The following is a 17454-nucleotide window of genomic DNA, read 5'->3' as shown; positions in this document are numbered from 1 at the left end:
CAGATTCTCCAATAGCTCAGTCGGTAGAGCGACGGACTGTTAATCCGCAGGTCCCTGGTTCGAGCCCAGGTGGGAGAGCCAAATACTAAAAAGCCCGCAGCATTAAAGCGGGCTTTTTTTTGCCATAATTTTATTAATAGTTATAAAAAATCCCCTATCAAGATAGAGGATTTAATTTTCATGCTTAAACCATTTACTTGGCTTAATGATCTAATCTAAGTTTAAAAAAAGATATTCCTTTCTTAAATCATTATTCCATTTCAACCACTTTTAAAGGATTAAAAGACTGAGTGGTCGGCATCATTTCAATACGATTAATATTAATGTGCGGAGGTTGTGAGGCAACCCAAGCTACCGTATTGGCAATATCTTCCGGCAAGATTGGATTCTTTTTATCATAAAGACTGTTCACTTTTTCTTGGTCACCTTTAAAACGTACCAAAGAAAACTCTGTACCCCCACAAAGCCCTGGCTCAATGTTAGTTACTCGAATGCCGGTACCTGATAGATCAGCTCGAAGATTTAAACTAAATTGCTCCACGAATGCTTTGGTTGCACCATAAACGTTACCACCCGGATATGGGTATGTACCTGCAATTGAGCCCATATTGATAATTAAGCCAGACTTTTTCTTTACCATGCTTGGTAAAATTAGTCGGGTAACAGTAATAAGCCCCTTAACATTAGTATCAATCATAGTGTACCAATCATCTAAATCTGATTTATCTGCTGACTCCAACCCTAAGGCCAATCCAGCATTATTTACCAATAAATCAATTTGACTGATTTGAAATTCGGCTGGTAAATCAACTAGGGCCTTATTTATATTTTCTACGGTATCTGTCATGTCAAATACTAAGGGATAGAACTTTTCACCAAGTTCTTGCTGTAACTCTTTTAGTTTTTCTGCCCTTCTTCCACAGCCAATAACTTTGTAACCTAACTCAATCAGTTTTTTTGAAATACTATAACCAAAGCCCGCAGAGGCACCTGTAACTAATGCTAACATTCTTATATCCTTAAAATATTCGACTAATTTAGTTGAACCGATTATGAACAAAACTATCTTTATATTTACATAATATTCGTTATTACTTTAAAAAATAAAAGTTTTTTAAAAAATTTTAAGAGAAATTAAAATTTATAAAAAATATATTTATTAAATAATTATATGCATTAAAAACTAAAAGCAGAACATGCAGACCACCGAAGAAATAAAGCTCACCTAATAAAAAAGTTTACCTTTTACGGTAAACTTTTTTATTCAAAACTTCTAATATTATGCAGGCACACCGCTATGAAAACGGAAGGTGTCATCAGGCGTTAAAATCAGATTCTTTTCAACCTCACGAATATGCTCAATACGCTGCTGAATATCCTCTTTAGGATTTTTCATTTTTGCAGTTTTTGCAACATCAAGTGCAAGTGCCAAGTAGTCTTCAAAATGACGAGACTCCGACTTAAGCAAATAGCGATAATAGCGTCCTAACTCATCATCTACACGTGGGGCAAGAGCATGAAAGCGTTCGCATGAGCGCGCCTCAACAAAAGCACCTACCACAAGTACATCAATTAAAGCCTCTGGCTCATAAGTACGAATCTCTTTACGCAACCCACCAGCATAGCGTCCTGCACTTAAGCCATCCCATTTTTGACCACGCTTATCCATAAGCTCAAGTACTTGTTCATAATGAAGCATTTCTTCCCGTACCAGCTGCGCAAGCTTTACTTGCAAATCAGGGAAGAAGCTATAACGGAACATTAAGTTCATTGCTGTACTAGCTGCTTTTTTTTCACAATTAGCATGATCTTGCATCAAAATATCTAGATTATTGATTGCCTCATCTAACCATGCTTTTGGTGTTTGGCAGCCTAAAAAAGCCAAGACAGGTTGCATTAATTCATCGTAATTGATACTCGACATAACCAATTAACCTGCCACCTGAATTGCTGCTTTCATATCTTTAACAGCTTGAACCAGACCTACAAAAACACTATCTGCGATAATTGAGTGCCCAATGTTTAACTCGTGAATTTGTGAGATAGCAGCAATTGGAGCAATATTTTTAAGGTTAAGGCCATGGCCAGCATTTACAACCAAACCTTTTGAAGCTGCGTATTCAACGCCTTTGATAATACGCGCCAACTCAGCCTGTTGATCTTGCTCTGTTGCCGCATCTGCATATGCACCCGTGTGTAACTCAATCGTAGGTGCACCACATGCAACTGCTGCATCAATTTGAGCTAAATCGGCATCAATAAATAATGATACGTCGCAGCCAATAGCAGCTAAAGTCTGAGTTGCAGCTTTAACTTTTTCAAAGTTACCTACTACGTCTAAACCACCTTCGGTAGTTACTTCTTGGCGTCTTTCAGGAACAAAACAAACATGCTGTGGCTGAATTTCTTTCGCAAACTCGACCATTTCATCAGTAACAGCCAACTCAAGATTCATACGTGTTTTTAGTAATGGACGCATGCGACGTACGTCATCATCTTGAATATGGCGACGGTCTTCACGCAAATGCAAAGTAATGCCCTCTGCACCGGCTTGTTCACAAATAAGAGCAGCTTCTACAGGATCTGGGTAAGTAGTACCGCGCGCCTGTCTCAAAGTAGCAACATGGTCTATGTTTACACCAAGCAATGCAGCCATAAATAAATCCTAATTACGATTGAGTTTGAGTGTTTTGAATCCACAATTGTCGACTTTTTAGGGGACGATCACCTAAAAGCGATGTAATCATTTGACGGTATAGTTTACCTAATAATTGCAATTGTTCGAGAGAAAAATCCTGCCCTTGCTCATAATCCAACATAGACAAAATCGCTTTCCCTGACAAAGAAGAACGACTCGCCTGCACAACAGGAGCGAAGCCTTCTGTCACTTGAAATTGATAAAACTGATGAGCCTGAATCGGCTGTTGTTGGGTATCGACTGAGAAATCAATCGCGTATCCAAGTTCAGGAAGTAAAATATGCTCGAACTGGCGCAAAATCTGCCGAAGAAAAAGGTCAGGATTTTCGTGGGAAGATAATTCTTGTAATTGAAGTAACGTTAACTGATATTGCTCAAACGTTTGTGGCATTGTCTCTTCTAAGGGACAAAGTCTAAGAACAACTTCATTTAAATAAAATCCGGCAAAAAAAGCATCACCAAAAAAGAAAACAGGCTGATTTAAGATTTCAAGCTTTGTAAAGTTTTTCAGCTCACTTTTACCCGTGGCTTGCAAGCGGATAGGCTGATATTGAGGGGGCGGAGTCTGCCTTAAAATACCATCGACTCGCCCGTACTCCTGTGTAAAAAGATGCACAATATGACTTTTTTCACGGTACTTACGGTGATGAATCATATATCCATGGAGGACTTCATTGCGCATCATAAAAAGAAACTATTCCTCAGATTCTTTTTCTTTTTTATCATCCTCATCATCACCGTCAGGAATTACCGCCCCTACAACAGCCGCTGTACCTTTAACAACACCTTTTGTAGTTTTATAGGCGATACCTACTGGTACGGTTACAAGCTTATATACACAACCTTGTAACATCAATGTACATCCAATTATAGCGACCAATGATGTAATTGTTTTCATACCAGCATCCTTATCCTTTAGATATCACTATACCCTAAGCTTTTTAAAGCACGCTCATCATCAGACCAGCCACCTTTAACTTTAACCCACAAAGTAAGCATGATCTTTTGCTCAAACATTTTTTCCATGTCTTTACGAGCATCCATACCAATTGTTTTAAGCTTGGCACCTTTTTCACCAATCACAATCGCTTTTTGGCCTGCACGATCTACAAAAATCGTTGCATCAATATAAGTACAAGCTGGCTTTAAACGACCCGTTTTTTCATTAACAGTCTCTTCTTCCGTTTTGAAAGATTCAATTTGTACTGTTAAATCATAAGGTAATTCTTCACCTAACTGACGCATGATTTTTTCACGAATAATTTCGCTAGCTAAAAAGCGTTCAGAACGGTCAGTAATCTGATCAAATGAATACAAAGGTGCTTGGTAAGGAAGATACTTCTCAATCGTTTCGCTCAAGTGTTCCAGATTTGCTCCGCGTAATGCAGATACAGGAACGATCTCGGCAAAATTCATAAGCTTAGCGCGCTCTTGAATCAAAGGCAGAATATCTCTTTTATCTTCAAAAGTATCAGCTTTGTTAATCACCAAAATAACTGGCATTTCAGCATTTTTGAGTTTTTCAAGCACTAAGTCGTCATTTTGCGTCCACTTGTAAGCATCAATAACAAATAAGACTAAATTGACGTCGCGTAATGCAGAATGAGCTGCACGGTTCATCATTTTATTAATAGCGCGCACTTCTTTTTTATGCATACCCGGGGTATCTACATATACCGCCTGCATTTTTTCACGCGAATCAATACCAATAATTTTATGACGTGTTGTTTGAGGTTTACGCGAAGTAATAGAAAGCTTTTGACCTAACAAATGGTTCATGAGGGTAGATTTACCCACATTTGGACGTCCCACAATCGCCACAAATCCGCTCTTAAAATCCGAAGGAATTGTTACGCCTTTGGAACTAAAAAATTGATCAATCAGATTATTAGGATCTTGGTTCTCATTTGAATCTGGATTGATTTGATCAGAATGCATCGACATGCAGGTTATTGCTCCAATAACTTTAAAATTTCCGCCGCTGCTGCCTGCTCGGCAAAACGACGACTTGAACCCTCACCATGAATCTTTGATAAGCCATCTATCAAACATTCAACTTTAAAGTGCTGGTGAGGTGCATCACCCTGAATATCTACAACCTCGTAAACAGGGAGAGGTTTTTTACGTGCTTGTAGATACTCTTGTAAACGTGATTTAGGGTCTTTAAGTTGATCCGTAGGCTCAATATGGTCTAAATACGGTACATACCATTTTAGCACAATATCTGTAAGTAAGTTGAGATCACCACTATCAATATAAATTGCACCAATAATGGCTTCTACCGTGTCAGCCAATATTGACTCACGATGATGACCACCAGATTTCAATTCACCCGTACTTAATATTAAACACCGACTAAGTTGCAAATCGGTTGCAATCTTACCTAAAGCTTCCTGACGCACTAAAGTCGCTCGCATACGCGTTAGGCGACCTTCGTTTTCATTTGGATAGGCATGATATAGATAATTGGCAATAATCATGCCTAATAATGAATCGCCTAAAAACTCCAAGCGCTCGTAATTGTATTTATGACTCACCGAACGATGAGTCAAAGCTAACTGTAACAATTCAAGCTGCTTGAATTGATATCCGATTCGACTCAATAAGCGAGGATCACTTAGTTTGAACTGATGTTTTATCAAAACTCTTCTCAAATGTTAAAACTAAATCAATATTTGATAAGAAGGGTTTTCTTACCTCATATTTCTTTTGGACTTTTAGACCAGACTCATTAAACACTTGCGCAATCTCTTTGAAATGAAGATCACGAATATTGTTCATTTCCAGTCGCTGATCCATTTGTGTCATAAACTTCTGCGGGGTGATGTCAGAAGAGCTTTCTTGTAAAAGCTCTTCTATTTGATTATTAATCAATCGATCATCCCAATATGCTGGCCAAACTGCAAGTACAGCTTTTACTGCAACCGCAAATATAACCACCCCAAATAAAATTGCTAAATACGAAGTACCTTGTTGTGCCTTACGCATTTCTTTTTTTCCTAATGGTTGTTTTTAATCTATTTTTCCATTTCGGCCAAAGTTAGGAAGATGTAAACCCGGTTCTTTATGCATCCAGACATAGAATGCTCGTCCTGTTAAATTTTCTTCAGGAACAAAGCCCCAGAAACGACTGTCTGCACTTTGATCACGGTTATCCCCCATTGCAAAGTAATGTCCTTTTGGAACAGTCACTTCCCAATATAAACCGTCTTGGTTTGCATATTTACCATTTTCAACATAGTTGATAAACGGTGCTTGACGCGCCACATTTACGCCTTCAAGTTCACGCATTGTAAAGGTGTGCGTACCAATCGTCTCTTTATGATAAATAGACGTTGGTGTATCTAATACATCTTTTTCACGGCTAAACTGTGTTAATACTTTCGGTACTTTTTGTCCGTTAATAATCAATTGTCCATGATCATAAACAAGATGATCGCCTGGCAAACCGATTACACGTTTAATATAACTAATGGTAGGTTGAGGTGGATAACGGAATACAATCACATCACCACGCTTTGGTTCTCCTACATCAATAATTTTCTTATTAACGATAGGTAAACGTACACCATAATCAAATTTATTAACCAGAATAAAATCACCAGTTTCTAAAGTAGGTACCATAGAGTCTGATGGAATATTAAATGGTTCGTAAAGGAATGAACGAAGTACAAGTACTACAGCTAAAACTGGCCAAAAGTCATAAGCCCATGTAATAACAAAATTTTCGTTCCCGCGCCCTTTATTTGCACGCTGTTTGAATACAAGTTTATCTAACAACCACACTGCAAATAGAATCAGCGTAACTGGAACAAGAATTAAATTAAAATCAAAATCCACACGACCTCACTCGCAGCCTAGCTGCTTGTCTTAAAATAGGGAAAAGTGATGTCTTACTTCCCCTACCTTCATTTCTTATCTTTCTACTTTCAATACAGCCAAGAACGCTTCTTGTGGAATTTCAACACTTCCCACTTGTTTCATACGTTTCTTACCTTCTTTTTGTTTAGAAAGTAGTTTTTTCTTACGTGAAACGTCACCACCATAACATTTTGCCAATACGTTTTTACGCATCGCTTTTACAGTAGAACGGGCAATAATTTGCGCACCGATTGCTGCCTGAATAGCAACATCGAACATTTGGCGAGGAATCAAGTCTTTCATTTTCTCAACCAATGCAATACCACGATGGCGTGCATCATTACGGTGACAAATCATAGCCAAGGCATCAACCTTTTCGCTATTAATTAACACATCAACCTTAACTAAAGCTGAACTTTCAAAACGTACAAAGTTATAGTCTAGCGATGCAAAGCCACGAGAGCATGACTTTAATCTGTCAAAGAAATCCATAACGACTTCAGCCATCGGGATTTCAAAAGTAATAGAAACTTGGTTACCCAAGAATTTCATATCTTTTTGTACACCACGGCGTTCAATACAAAGGGTCATTACGTTCCCTAAGTATTCTTGAGGAACAAGGATATGACATTCAGCAATTGGTTCACGCAAATCTTCTACAGTCGATCCGTCTGGCATTTTTGATGGACTGTCGATATAAATCGTTTCGCCCTTCTTGGTTAATGCTTCATAAATTACGGTAGGCGCAGAACTGATGAGGTCAAGATCGTACTCACGCTCTAAACGCTCTTGTACAATCTCCATGTGTAGCATCCCTAAGAAGCCACAACGGAAACCAAAACCCAATGCATCAGAGCTTTCTGGTTCAAAGAATAAAGCTGAGTCGTTAATTTGTAATTTTTGTAGCGCTTCACGGAATGGCTCAAAATCACTCGCATCAATCGGGAAAAGACCAGCATAAACCTGTGGTTTAACCTTTTTGAAACCCGGTAAAATCGCAACATCCGGGGTAGATGTAAGAGTAATCGTGTCACCTACTGGTGCACCAAAAATATCTTTAATACCCGCAATTACAAAACCTACTTCGCCAGCTTCAAGAATATCTGTTTCAGTATGCTTCGGATTAAATACACCCACTGAAGTTACTGGATGAGTTTGACCTGTCGATTTAACCAACATTTTGTCGCCCTTACGGATACGACCTTGTTTAATACGTACAAGAGAAACTACACCTAGGTAGTTATCAAACCATGAGTCGATAATTAATGCTTGTAAAGGTGCTTCACGATCGCCTTCAGGCGCTGGAATAACATCGACTAAACGCTCTAAAACACCTTCAACACCTAAACCAGTTTTTGCTGAACAGGTTGGTGCATCTGTCGCTTCAATCCCGATAATTTCTTCAATTTCATGAATTACACGTTCAGGTTCAGCCTGCGGTAAATCAATTTTATTTAAAATAGGAAGAACTTCGAGACCTTGTTCAATCGCGGTATAACAGTTTGCAACTGATTGTGCTTCTACACCTTGTGCAGCATCTACAACCAATAGTGCACCTTCACATGCAGCTAATGAACGAGAAACTTCATAAGAGAAGTCTACGTGTCCAGGAGTATCAATAAAGTTAAGTTGATATTCTTGACCATTAGGATGAGTATAATATAGCGTGACTGAAGCGGCTTTAATGGTAATCCCACGTTCGCGCTCAAGCTCCATTGAGTCCAAGACTTGAGCTTGCATTTCACGATCTTGTAGACCACCACACATCTGAATAAAACGGTCAGCCAATGTAGACTTACCATGGTCAATGTGGGCAATAATCGAGAAATTTCGTATATTTTTGATATCGACGGATTTTTTAGCTTGCGCCATGGGTTACCTTGAGAAAATATAGAGTGCTATGTAGCTTGTTTTAATACACAGCCAAAGCAGTTAAATAAATTGCGTGAGATTATAACAGATGGATATTTTAAAGTATCCAAAATAATCATGAGCTTTGTACTTATGTTTTAAAAATGACAATCAAAGTGAGCCCACTACTTCAGGTTATTGAGCATACGAAATAGTAAAATCATAAGGGTTTATGCTTGAATCAAGCGGCTTGTATGCATGGGTAAAAGTTGGAGACATTCGTTTTGGACGTCCTGTAGCAATTTCAATGCATGCCCATTTAGTATTTCCGACAAATAATACGGCCTGATCTGATGGGCGGAAAAATACATATTGGCGGAACGAATAAAGAGCATTGATATCATCCAACCAAGTGCGTAATACAATTTGTTCGCCTTCAAATGCAGCTTTACGATATTGCACATGATGCTCAACCGCAACCATTGCATGTTTTAGTTCAAGATATTTAGTTACCCCGACTCCTAAGGTCTCAACATGAGCAGCAGCTACATCTTGCATCCACTGTACATACATCACATTATTCACATGTCCTAAGGCATCAATATGATGTGGCTGCACCTGAATATGTAAATCAAAAATACTACTCACAAATGTTCACTCTTATTTATTAAATTTCAAACTGAAATAAGTGTAGGTAGATATCACTATACGCTCAAGATAAATAACAAAAAACCACCCATGTTTAGGGTGGTTCATTGTTTCTTTTTTAAGTTTACTGGATACGTAAACCAAGCATTGCGCGTTGTCCCTGACGAATAATTGCAACACGCGCTACCGTATTTTTTTGCAAGTTAGAAACGACTTTTGCAAAATCCTGACTATTTAAAATCTGGTTATTGTTGACTTGAACAATCACATCACCCGGAATGATATTTGACAATGATGCTAGGCCACCACGGCGAACATCTTGTACATAAATACCACCTTTTACACTCAAAGCACTTTTTTCTGGCTCAGCTAAATCACGAATGCTCATTCCTAAAACTGGTCCTTTAGATACAGTACTTTGTGCACCTGTGGCAGGCGTTTCATCTGGAGCAGTCGTTAAAGTTGCTGAAATATTACGGGTTTTGTCATCACGCAATACTTCAAACTGAACAGTTTGATTCGGCTGTACTTTGTTTAATGCGTAGAGTAATTCACTCGTGCGCGATACCGGATTACCGTTATATTTCAAAATCACGTCACCAGCTCGCAAGCCTGCTTTTTGTGCAGGTGAGTTCGGAGAAATTTGAGTAATTAAAGCACCTTCAGGTTTTGGTAACTTGTAAGCATCAGCAAGGTTTCGGTCAATGTCTTGCATCATCACACCAAGATAAGAGCGTGTTACCTTACCTTTAGTTTTAAGCTGTTCGGCTACATCCATCGCTACGTCAATCGGGATAGAAAAAGACAAGCCCATATAGCCGCCAGTACCACTAAATATTCGAGAGTTTACCCCGACTACTTCACCATTTTGGTTAAATAGTGGACCACCAGAGTTACCTGGGTTTAGCGCAACGTCAGTTTGAATAAATGGTACCGAAGTTTCACCACTCATATTTCGTGATTTAGCACTCACAATACCTGCCGACGCAGAGTAGTCAAAACCGAAAGGCGAACCAATTGCTAAAACTGGCTCTCCCACTCGCAAACGATCAACATTTCCTACGCGTAAAGCTGGATAGCTATTTCCAGTCACCTTTAACAATGCAACGTCTGTACGCTCATCACTCCCAACCACAGTTGCATCAATTTCACGGCGGTCATTTAAAGTAATACTAATGCGTGAGGCATTTTCAATCACATGGTGGTTGGTGAGTAGGTAACCATCTTTACTAATAAAAAATGCACTACCGTATGCAGTTTTTTCTTGTGGACCCTGTTGCTGTGGAATGATGACCTGATTTCCAAAGAAACGTTTCAAAATTTCAGGGACTTGCTGCTGCAACAGTTCATCCTGAGTCATTTTTTTTACGACGTTTACACTCACCACTGCTGGACTAACTTGTTCAACGAGGTTTGAAAAATCAACAGCAGCATTTGCCTGAACAGCAGCAACTGTAAATACCGCTGCATACATTCCTTGTTGTAAATAGCGAGTTTTCATTCGGTGCTCACCCACAATTGGTCTACGAGAATAAGAATAAAACTGTTGTATCACAACGCTTTGGGGTTGTGCGTAACAATATGTTTATTTGTAAGGCATCCTTACAATCATTATTTTACGCATTGCAACTTTTTAAGCCAATTGCAATTTTTCTCTGAGTTAGAGCGCTTAAGCTCTTGCCTTTTTAGATAAAAAGGGGTGTCATTAGCGGACGTTTTAGATTGTTGCGAATGGACATGCCTAATTTACAGACAATTCACCACTTTGACGTGATTATTGTGGGCAGCGGCGGTGCTGGTTTAAGTCTGGCTTTATCGTTACCAAATCATTTTAATATTGCAGTTTTAGCCAAAGCTGCTTTAACCGAAGCAAGTACCTTCTATGCTCAAGGTGGTGTTGCTGCTGTTCTTGATGAGACTGACTCTATTCAACAGCACATTAATGACACTATGATTGCAGGTGCTCATTTATGTGAAATGGATGCGGTACAACATACCGTAGAAGGCGGTCGTCCTTCTGTTGATTTTCTTTTAAAGCAAGGCGTGCAATTTACTTTAGATGAAGATGAACAACTTCATTTAACGCGCGAAGGTGGCCATTCACAACGCCGTATTATCCATTCGGCTGATGCAACAGGTAAAGCTATTTCAACCACCTTGGTTGAGCGTGCCAAAGAACGTAAAAATATTACTATTTTTGAAAACTACATTGCGATTGATTTAATCACATCGCATAAATTAGGTCATACCGATCAAGCGAATCGCGCTATTGGTTTGTATGCGTTAGATGAAAATACAGAAAAAGTTCATACTTTCCTTGCACCATTCACCGCCCTGGCTTGCGGCGGTGCAATGAAAGCTTATCTGTACACATCTAATCCAGATATTGCTACAGGTGATGGTATTGCAATGGCCTTCCGTGCAGGTTGCCGTGTAGCCAATATGGAGTTTAATCAGTTCCACCCAACTTGTCTGTATCACCCTCAAGCTCGCTCATTTTTAATTACTGAAGCCATGCGCGGTGAAGGTGCTTATTTGCGCTTACCTGATGGTGAGCGTTTTATGCTACGTTTTGACGATCGTGCAGAACTGGCTCCTCGCGATATTGTAGCGCGTACCATTGACCATGAAATTAAACGCCTCGGTATTCGTCACGTGTGGTTAGACATTACACACAAATCACCAGAGTTTATCAAAGAGCACTTCCCTACACTTTATGCACGATTGCTTGAGTTAGGTATCGATATTACCAAAGACATGATTCCAGTGGTGCCCGCAGCTCACTATACATGTGGTGGTGTCGTGGTTGACTCAAATAGCCAGACTGATATTGAAGGTCTATATGCGATTGGTGAGACGTCTTATACGGGCTTACATGGTGCAAACCGTATGGCAAGTAACTCATTACTTGAGTGCTTCGTTTACGGAATGAGTGCAGCAAAAGATATCGAAAATAAATTTGATGAAAACTTCAAATTACCTGAAGTACCCACTTGGGATGACTCACAAGTAACCAATCCTGATGAAGATGTGGTGATTTTACAAAACTGGGATGAGTTACGTTCGACCATGTGGAACTATGTTGGTATTGTAAGAACTACAAAACGTTTAGAACGTGCTTTACACCGTATTGAAATGTTAAAGCGTGAAATCACTGAGTATTATCAAGACTACCGTGTTAGCAAAAACCTAATTGAGCTACGTAATCTTGTTTTAGTATCTGAGATGATTGTACGCTGTGCTACGCAACGCAAAGAATCACGTGGTCTACATTACACGCTTGATTATCCAGAAACTTCGAGTGAGATTCGTAAAACAGTTTTAACTCCTCCAAATTTTGCAGTAGAACAGCCATTGGTTAATACTGACATTTAAGCTGTTTTTTCTAAAAAAAAGCACAGTTCATACTGTGCTTTTTATTTGCTTTGATATTTATGATTTAGGTGGAATTGAATAAGTCGCGGTCACATGCGCAACGGGATCTTCTAGCCCTACTGAATAAATCCAGACCTCACCCACAACTAAATTCTTTCCTACTTTCATGAGCTTACACTCACTGCGTAGGTCTTGATCACCTGCGGGTTTTCTTAGAAAATTAATATTAAAATTGGTCGTTACAGCTAAACCGATAATTCCGATTTCACCTAATATTGCAATATATAAAGCAAAGTCGGCCAAAGTCATCATGGTTGGACCAGATATGGTACCACCGGGGCGCTGATGTCTTTGATCGACATGATAATAAACGACAGCAGCTTTAGGCGTGACTGATTCAATCGTGCAATGTTCAAGACTTGGTGGAAATTCCTTTTCTAGAAATGCCACGATTTCTTCTTTTGAGCTTTTCATCCTTGTTATTCTTCAATCTATAAATCATATGTAAGATAGCATAAGAAAATAGCAGATATTTTCTATGACGTTTTAAATCAGAATTAACGTCATTTTTCACCACTCCCATAGTCTATAAGAGTGGCTCATCCAATTGCTTATCCTAAATATTGCAATGCCTGTTCGAATACCTGATCAGGACTTTGGGTTGCATCTATTCGCTTAATGCGTTCAGGTTCAGCTTTCCATAAGGTTTCATAGCCTTCACGAACCTTAGTAAAGAAGCTTAACTTTTCTTGTTCAAAACGGTCTAAAGCTCCACGTTCACGTGCACGGTTCATCCCGAGTTCAATCGGTGCGTCTAACCAGAACGTTACTTCTGGCATGCGTGAAACAAAGTTCTGATTTAAAAGCTGTAATTTATCTTGGCTTAAACCACGACCAGAACATTGATAAGCAAAGCTTGCATCGGTAAAACGATCACTTAATACAATTTTATTAGACTCTAAAGCCGGCAAAATGACTTGTTGTAAGTGTTGAGCACGTGCCGCATAAATTAAGAGTAGTTCAGTATCATGGCTCATATTTTCATCATGATTCACCGCCAAAAGCATTGAACGTATTTGTTCTGCTAACGGCGTACCACCCGGTTCACGAGTTAAAATAACTTGTTTACCTCGCTCTTCAAAATGCTGATGAATTTTTCGAATGAGTGTAGTTTTACCTACCCCCTCCGTGCCTTCAAAGCTAATAAACATCTCTTTTCCTTATTTCTTCGATCTCAACACGGATAAGTACTCTTGCACCGCTTGATTATGCGCTTGCAAGCTTGCCGTAAATTTATGCCCACCATTGCCAGTGGCTACAAAATAGATGTTATTTGAATCATCTGGATGCAATGCAGCTTCAATTGCTTTTTGGCTTGGTAAAGCAATTGGTGTTGGCGGTAAGCCATTAATAGTATAAGTATTATATGCTGTTGGGGTACGGAGGTCTTCTCGGGTAATATTGCCTTTATAGTTGTTACCCATACCGTAAATAACAGTTGGATCCGTTTGTAAACGCATACCAATTTTTAAACGGCGAACAAAAACTCCCGAAACTTGTGTAAGTTCACTGTCTAAACTTGTTTCTTTCTCAACAATAGAAGCCATAATTAATGCTTCATATTTATCTTTATAAGGTAAATTCGGCGCACGATTTGCCCAAGCTGCATCTAGAGCTTTCATTTGACGGTGGTATAAATCGGTAAGAATTTTCTTATCTGTTTCACCTTTGGCAAAGAAATAAGTATTAGGTGCGAACAAGCCTTCAGGATGCCCATAAGGAATCCCAAGCACCTTCATCAGCTGATCATCTGGTAAATCTAATATTGTATTTTTTACGTTTTTATCATTTTTGAGTGCAGTAATAAGCTGTTTAAAAGTTGTACCTTCAATGACCAAGACACGGTTCATCTGAGCATTATCTGCATCAGATAACATCTCTAATACTTCTCTTACACTCATTCCCTGTTCAATTTCATACACACCAGCTTTCATGCTGTCATGAATCATAAATTTCTGATAAAGCTTCAATACCACTGGAAAGCTAATTTTGCCTTCTTTCGCCAAACGATCAATAAAACCAGAATAGGTTTCACCAGATGTAATAGATAACATCTGTTTTTTGCCTTCAATAGGATAAGCTTTAAATAGACTCGACCATAAAATGGCAAAAGTAGAAATTAAAACAATGCAAAGGCCAATTAGAACCAATCGCTTAGAAAATTTTGGAGCTTGTTTTTTGTTATTTTTCTTGGCGTTTTTTGCTTTCGCATTCACAGGTGGCTTCGGCATATTAATGAATCTGATTTAAGTTAAGGATATGAAATAAATCTATGCATGCCTGTGTTTCTAGCGTTTTCTCCCCCAAATGAGTGACTACTCGCATAGGGTTTAAAGCATTACAAAAGAATAGACTTTGTATTTCAGATACTTCATCTAACTCAATTACACGTACTTCACAGGCAATACCATGGTGCTGCATACGCGCCAGAATTTCTGCCCGCATTACACCGTGGACGCCATTATAGCGAAGTTCCGGAGTAATCCATCTATCATTTAAGCGAATAAAACAATTACTGCTGACCCCTTCAACAATATAACCTTGTACATCAGTAACTAATGCTTCAGCCCACCCTAATTGATCTGCTTCTTTTTTTAGCAATACTTGTTCAAGACGGTTTAAAGATTTAAGCCCGACCAAGCTTGGCATGGTTAAACCTAAGGCCTGATTTAAAACACCACACTGAATAAAGTCTGGCTGAAATGGCTCTAAAGCTTTCGGATAAAACCAGATATAAATATCAGCATTATGCTTTGGCAAACTATAACCACGGTCACCTATCCCACGACTAATCACAATTTTTAAAGTGCCATTGAGCACAAGATGCTGATTTTGTAGTTGCTGCAAACTTTGTTCTACTAATTCAAAATCCGCAGTTAAAGACAGTTTTTGACATGCAAGTTTTAGGCGTTCCCAATGTCTTTCTTTAAGTTCAATCTTGTTTTGAAAAACACGAATTGTGCTAAAGCATCCATCTCCATAATGAAATGCTCGATCCAGTAAAGGAATGGTTTCAACAGGTTGCCCATTTTTAAAACACCACATGTTTAACCCATCCTATGCTTAAAACGACCCGACAATACAACACCTTTCATTTAAATATTAAATGACTGATTTTAAAAAATTATACCGATTTCGTATCTACTTTTAAAACTTGTTCTATATCAAGATTTAAGAATAACTTATCTATTTTTACTATTTCTATTTTTTTCATATTAAATTCGTTTTTTATTATTTTTTTAGAATAAAGACTAGCGCTATTCTGCGTTCATGTTTTGAACATTTCATATTTTTTGAGGACTTATCTCATGCGTTTTTCACAATTAAAAGTCGGGGTTATCGCTGCACTTCTGTCTGTTTCATCATTTGCAGCGCAAGAATTTTTAAACGTCTCTTACGATCCTACTCGTGAGTTATATACAGATTTCAATAAACAGTTCGGTACTTACTGGAAACAACGTACTGGTCAAGATATTGAGTTCAAACAATCACACGGCGGTTCTGGTAAACAGGCGCGTGCAGTAATTGATGGCTTAAATGCAGATGTAGTGACATTAGCACTTGCAGCTGATATCGATGAAATTGCGGAAAAAGCAAAATTACTTCCAGCTGACTGGCAGAAAAAGTTACCGCAGAACTCTACCCCATACACTTCAACAATTGTGTTTTTAGTGCGTAAAGGTAATCCAAAACAAATTAAAGACTGGGGTGATTTAATCAAACCAGGTGTAGAAATTATTACGCCAAACCCGAAAACTTCAGGTGGTGCTCGTTGGAATTATCTTGCAGCTTGGGCTTGGGCAAAACATCAACCAGGCGGTAACGATGCTAAAGCACAAGAGTACGTTCGCCAAATTTATAAGCACACTAAAGTTCTAGATTCTGGTGCACGCGGTGCAACCACAACTTTTGCTGAACGTGGCATTGGTGATGTGTTACTGGCTTGGGAAAACGAAGCATATTTAGCTACTCGTGAACAGCCGGGCAAATTTGAAATTATTACTCCGTCTTTGTCTATTTTAGCTGAACCTCCAGTTGCTGTTGTTGAGAAAAATGCTGCGAAAAAAGGCAACTTAACGATTGCTAAGGGTTACCTCAACTACTTGTATTCACCAGCTGGCCAAGAAATTGCAGCACGCAACTTCTACCGTCCACGCAATGCAGCCGTTCTTAAGAAATACAGCAATGTATTTAAGCCATTGAAGCTTGTAACTATCGATAAAGAGTTTGGTGGTTGGACGAAGGTACAAAAGAAACACTTCGACAATGGTGGTGTTTTTGATCAAATCGTGAAAATCAATAGTACAGAGAAGTAATTCTTTGTACTAAAGATAAGGAGAACAGACATGATTCATACTGTAATTGTTCCAGGTGTAGGTGGAAGTGAACATCAGCATTGGCAATCTTGGTTGCAGCGTAAACTCGTGTCTAGTTCTCGTGTTGAGCAAAAAAACTGGGATAGACCTGTACTAAGTGAATGGGTCGAGCAATTCGTTAAAACGGTTCAAGCAGCGCCAGCTCCTGTACAAATTGTTGCTCATAGCTTTGGTTGCTTAACAAGTGTTGCTGCTTTAGCTGAGCATCCAGAGTTAAAAAATCGAGTTAAGAAACTTATTTTAGTCGCTCCGGCAAATCCAGCACGCTTTGGGGAAGCAGGGTTTGCTCGACATAGTTTGACTGACTACAAAGATTATTTTCATCAATTAAAAATTGATGTGCCTACAACGCTACTCATTAGTGAAAATGATCCATGGCTTGGTTTTTTTGATGCATTACAACTTGCGAAATCATGGAAATTAAACCCGGTTAATCTTGGTGAAGTCGGCCATATTAATGTTGCTTCAGGTTTTGGCCCGTTTCCAGATTTGCTGAATTATTTGATTCCAGAAGATTCGATGTGTAGTCACTCATCTATCGACCCGGTAAAAACTCATTTCTCGTTGAAATTTGCTTAATACCCA

General features: G+C 38.9%; 19 protein-coding genes and 1 tRNA gene. 4 read left to right on the top strand and 16 right to left on the bottom strand.

Translation table 11 applies throughout. The annotated features are described in order from the left end of the window. Nucleotides 1–5: 5 nt before the first annotated feature. Nucleotides 6–81: transfer RNA gene (locus tag ODQ17_RS11555), tRNA-Asn, on the top strand. Between the two features lie 169 nt (nucleotides 82–250). Here ODQ17_RS11555 and ODQ17_RS11550 read toward each other — a convergent pair. The 12 genes from ODQ17_RS11550 to ODQ17_RS11495 all read right to left on the bottom strand — a co-directional run bounded on the left by ODQ17_RS11550 (nucleotide 251) and on the right by ODQ17_RS11495 (nucleotide 10559). Beyond that, on the bottom strand, nucleotides 251–1009 hold the full coding sequence (locus ODQ17_RS11550) for an SDR family oxidoreductase (protein WP_005307465.1): 759 nt from the start codon (nucleotides 1007–1009) through the stop codon (nucleotides 251–253). Between the two features lie 270 nt (nucleotides 1010–1279). Continuing rightward, a complete protein-coding gene (locus ODQ17_RS11545; protein ID WP_322903739.1) occupies nucleotides 1280–1924 on the bottom strand; it encodes a tRNA-(ms[2]io[6]A)-hydroxylase in 645 nt (214 codons plus the stop codon). Between the two features lie 6 nt (nucleotides 1925–1930). Next, the gene (gene pdxJ, locus ODQ17_RS11540; RefSeq protein ID WP_004790748.1) at nucleotides 1931–2656 is read right to left on the bottom strand and encodes a pyridoxine 5'-phosphate synthase; all 726 of its coding nucleotides are present in this window, start codon (nucleotides 2654–2656) and stop codon (nucleotides 1931–1933) included. 13 nt (nucleotides 2657–2669) lie between these two features. Continuing rightward, nucleotides 2670–3383 (bottom strand): DNA repair protein RecO, encoded by a 714-nt coding sequence (gene recO, locus ODQ17_RS11535; protein WP_107882892.1) that lies wholly within the window; start codon nucleotides 3381–3383, stop codon nucleotides 2670–2672. A gap of 9 nt (nucleotides 3384–3392) precedes the next feature. Continuing rightward, nucleotides 3393–3596, bottom strand: a complete 204-nt coding sequence (locus tag ODQ17_RS11530; protein ID WP_004790744.1) for an NF038104 family lipoprotein — start codon at nucleotides 3594–3596, stop codon at nucleotides 3393–3395. 17 nt (nucleotides 3597–3613) lie between these two features. Further along, complete coding sequence (gene era, locus ODQ17_RS11525) at nucleotides 3614–4636, bottom strand: GTPase Era (RefSeq protein WP_081399272.1); 1023 nt, start codon at nucleotides 4634–4636, stop codon at nucleotides 3614–3616. Nucleotides 4637–4647: 11 nt separating this feature from the next. Beyond that, on the bottom strand, nucleotides 4648–5340 hold the full coding sequence (rnc, locus tag ODQ17_RS11520) for a ribonuclease III (protein ID WP_004790741.1): 693 nt from the start codon (nucleotides 5338–5340) through the stop codon (nucleotides 4648–4650). Further along, nucleotides 5312–5686, bottom strand: a complete 375-nt coding sequence (locus ODQ17_RS11515; RefSeq protein WP_005307477.1) for a DUF4845 domain-containing protein — start codon at nucleotides 5684–5686, stop codon at nucleotides 5312–5314. The genes rnc and ODQ17_RS11515 overlap by 29 nt, the downstream gene beginning before the upstream one ends. Nucleotides 5687–5710: 24 nt before the next feature. Beyond that, nucleotides 5711–6538, bottom strand: coding sequence for a signal peptidase I (lepB, locus tag ODQ17_RS11510; RefSeq protein WP_004790734.1), 828 nt, complete (start codon nucleotides 6536–6538; stop codon nucleotides 5711–5713). Nucleotides 6539–6613: 75 nt separating this feature from the next. Then, the gene (lepA, locus tag ODQ17_RS11505; RefSeq protein ID WP_005307480.1) at nucleotides 6614–8431 is read right to left on the bottom strand and encodes a translation elongation factor 4; all 1818 of its coding nucleotides are present in this window, start codon (nucleotides 8429–8431) and stop codon (nucleotides 6614–6616) included. Nucleotides 8432–8605: 174 nt separating this feature from the next. Next, nucleotides 8606–9058, bottom strand: coding sequence for an acyl-CoA thioesterase (locus ODQ17_RS11500; protein ID WP_004790729.1), 453 nt, complete (start codon nucleotides 9056–9058; stop codon nucleotides 8606–8608). A 124-nt stretch (nucleotides 9059–9182) separates the two neighbouring features. After that, nucleotides 9183–10559: a Do family serine endopeptidase gene (locus ODQ17_RS11495; RefSeq protein WP_005307484.1), complete on the bottom strand. Its 1377-nt coding sequence runs from the start codon at nucleotides 10557–10559 to the stop codon at nucleotides 9183–9185. A gap of 230 nt (nucleotides 10560–10789) precedes the next feature. Here ODQ17_RS11495 and nadB point away from each other — a divergent pair, with 230 nt between their 5' ends. Next, nucleotides 10790–12433 carry an L-aspartate oxidase gene (nadB, locus tag ODQ17_RS11490; RefSeq protein WP_322903736.1) on the top strand — a complete coding sequence of 548 codons (1644 nt, stop codon included), beginning with the start codon at nucleotides 10790–10792 and terminating at the stop codon, nucleotides 12431–12433. Nucleotides 12434–12490: 57 nt separating this feature from the next. Here nadB and ODQ17_RS11485 read toward each other — a convergent pair whose 3' ends face one another. The 4 genes from ODQ17_RS11485 to pabC all read right to left on the bottom strand — a co-directional run bounded on the left by ODQ17_RS11485 (nucleotide 12491) and on the right by pabC (nucleotide 15538). Beyond that, entirely contained in the window at nucleotides 12491–12907 is a 417-nt protein-coding gene (locus tag ODQ17_RS11485) for a PaaI family thioesterase (RefSeq protein WP_322903734.1), read from the bottom strand. A gap of 137 nt (nucleotides 12908–13044) precedes the next feature. Beyond that, nucleotides 13045–13644 carry a dTMP kinase gene (gene tmk, locus ODQ17_RS11480; protein WP_322903732.1) on the bottom strand — a complete coding sequence of 200 codons (600 nt, stop codon included), beginning with the start codon at nucleotides 13642–13644 and terminating at the stop codon, nucleotides 13045–13047. Nucleotides 13645–13653: 9 nt separating this feature from the next. Continuing rightward, nucleotides 13654–14724, bottom strand: coding sequence for an endolytic transglycosylase MltG (gene mltG / locus ODQ17_RS11475; RefSeq protein WP_322903730.1), 1071 nt, complete (start codon nucleotides 14722–14724; stop codon nucleotides 13654–13656). Between the two features lies 1 nt (nucleotide 14725). After that, nucleotides 14726–15538, bottom strand: coding sequence for an aminodeoxychorismate lyase (gene pabC, locus ODQ17_RS11470; RefSeq protein WP_322903728.1), 813 nt, complete (start codon nucleotides 15536–15538; stop codon nucleotides 14726–14728). 263 nt (nucleotides 15539–15801) lie between these two features. Between pabC and ODQ17_RS11465 the strand changes: the two genes are divergently transcribed. Both ODQ17_RS11465 and ODQ17_RS11460 read left to right on the top strand, forming a co-directional pair. Further along, complete coding sequence (locus ODQ17_RS11465; protein WP_005307495.1) at nucleotides 15802–16809, top strand: sulfate ABC transporter substrate-binding protein; 1008 nt, start codon at nucleotides 15802–15804, stop codon at nucleotides 16807–16809. A gap of 30 nt (nucleotides 16810–16839) precedes the next feature. Next, nucleotides 16840–17448 carry an RBBP9/YdeN family alpha/beta hydrolase gene (locus ODQ17_RS11460; RefSeq protein ID WP_005307497.1) on the top strand — a complete coding sequence of 203 codons (609 nt, stop codon included), beginning with the start codon at nucleotides 16840–16842 and terminating at the stop codon, nucleotides 17446–17448. Nucleotides 17449–17454 lie beyond the last annotated feature (6 nt).

Source organism: Acinetobacter sp. IRS14, from assembly GCF_034650275.1.
In the GTDB taxonomy this organism is placed as follows: domain Bacteria; phylum Pseudomonadota; class Gammaproteobacteria; order Pseudomonadales; family Moraxellaceae; genus Acinetobacter; species Acinetobacter oleivorans.
Note: the sequence above shows the minus strand (reverse complement) of the source record. Positions and strands in the feature narration are given on the sequence as shown.

Excerpts from the sequence above, each read along its gene's own strand:
- ODQ17_RS11550 (WP_005307465.1), bottom strand. The coding sequence starts at position 1,009 with ATGTTAGCATTAGTTACAGGTGCCTCTGCGGGCTTTGGTTATAGTATT.
- ODQ17_RS11545 (WP_322903739.1), bottom strand. The coding sequence starts at position 1,924 with ATGTCGAGTATCAATTACGATGAATTAATGCAACCTGTCTTGGCTTTT.
- pdxJ (WP_004790748.1), bottom strand. The coding sequence starts at position 2,656 with ATGGCTGCATTGCTTGGTGTAAACATAGACCATGTTGCTACTTTGAGA.
- recO (WP_107882892.1), bottom strand. The coding sequence starts at position 3,383 with ATGATGCGCAATGAAGTCCTCCATGGATATATGATTCATCACCGTAAG.
- ODQ17_RS11530 (WP_004790744.1), bottom strand. The coding sequence starts at position 3,596 with ATGAAAACAATTACATCATTGGTCGCTATAATTGGATGTACATTGATG.
- era (WP_081399272.1), bottom strand. The coding sequence starts at position 4,636 with ATGCATTCTGATCAAATCAATCCAGATTCAAATGAGAACCAAGATCCT.
- ODQ17_RS11515 (WP_005307477.1), bottom strand. The coding sequence starts at position 5,686 with ATGCGTAAGGCACAACAAGGTACTTCGTATTTAGCAATTTTATTTGGG.
- lepA (WP_005307480.1), bottom strand. The coding sequence starts at position 8,431 with ATGGCGCAAGCTAAAAAATCCGTCGATATCAAAAATATACGAAATTTC.
- ODQ17_RS11495 (WP_005307484.1), bottom strand. The coding sequence starts at position 10,559 with ATGAAAACTCGCTATTTACAACAAGGAATGTATGCAGCGGTATTTACA.
- nadB (WP_322903736.1), top strand. The coding sequence starts at position 10,790 with ATGGACATGCCTAATTTACAGACAATTCACCACTTTGACGTGATTATT.
- ODQ17_RS11485 (WP_322903734.1), bottom strand. The coding sequence starts at position 12,907 with ATGAAAAGCTCAAAAGAAGAAATCGTGGCATTTCTAGAAAAGGAATTT.
- tmk (WP_322903732.1), bottom strand. The coding sequence starts at position 13,644 with ATGTTTATTAGCTTTGAAGGCACGGAGGGGGTAGGTAAAACTACACTC.
- mltG (WP_322903730.1), bottom strand. The coding sequence starts at position 14,724 with ATGCCGAAGCCACCTGTGAATGCGAAAGCAAAAAACGCCAAGAAAAAT.
- pabC (WP_322903728.1), bottom strand. The coding sequence starts at position 15,538 with ATGTGGTGTTTTAAAAATGGGCAACCTGTTGAAACCATTCCTTTACTG.
- ODQ17_RS11465 (WP_005307495.1), top strand. The coding sequence starts at position 15,802 with ATGCGTTTTTCACAATTAAAAGTCGGGGTTATCGCTGCACTTCTGTCT.
- ODQ17_RS11460 (WP_005307497.1), top strand. The coding sequence starts at position 16,840 with ATGATTCATACTGTAATTGTTCCAGGTGTAGGTGGAAGTGAACATCAG.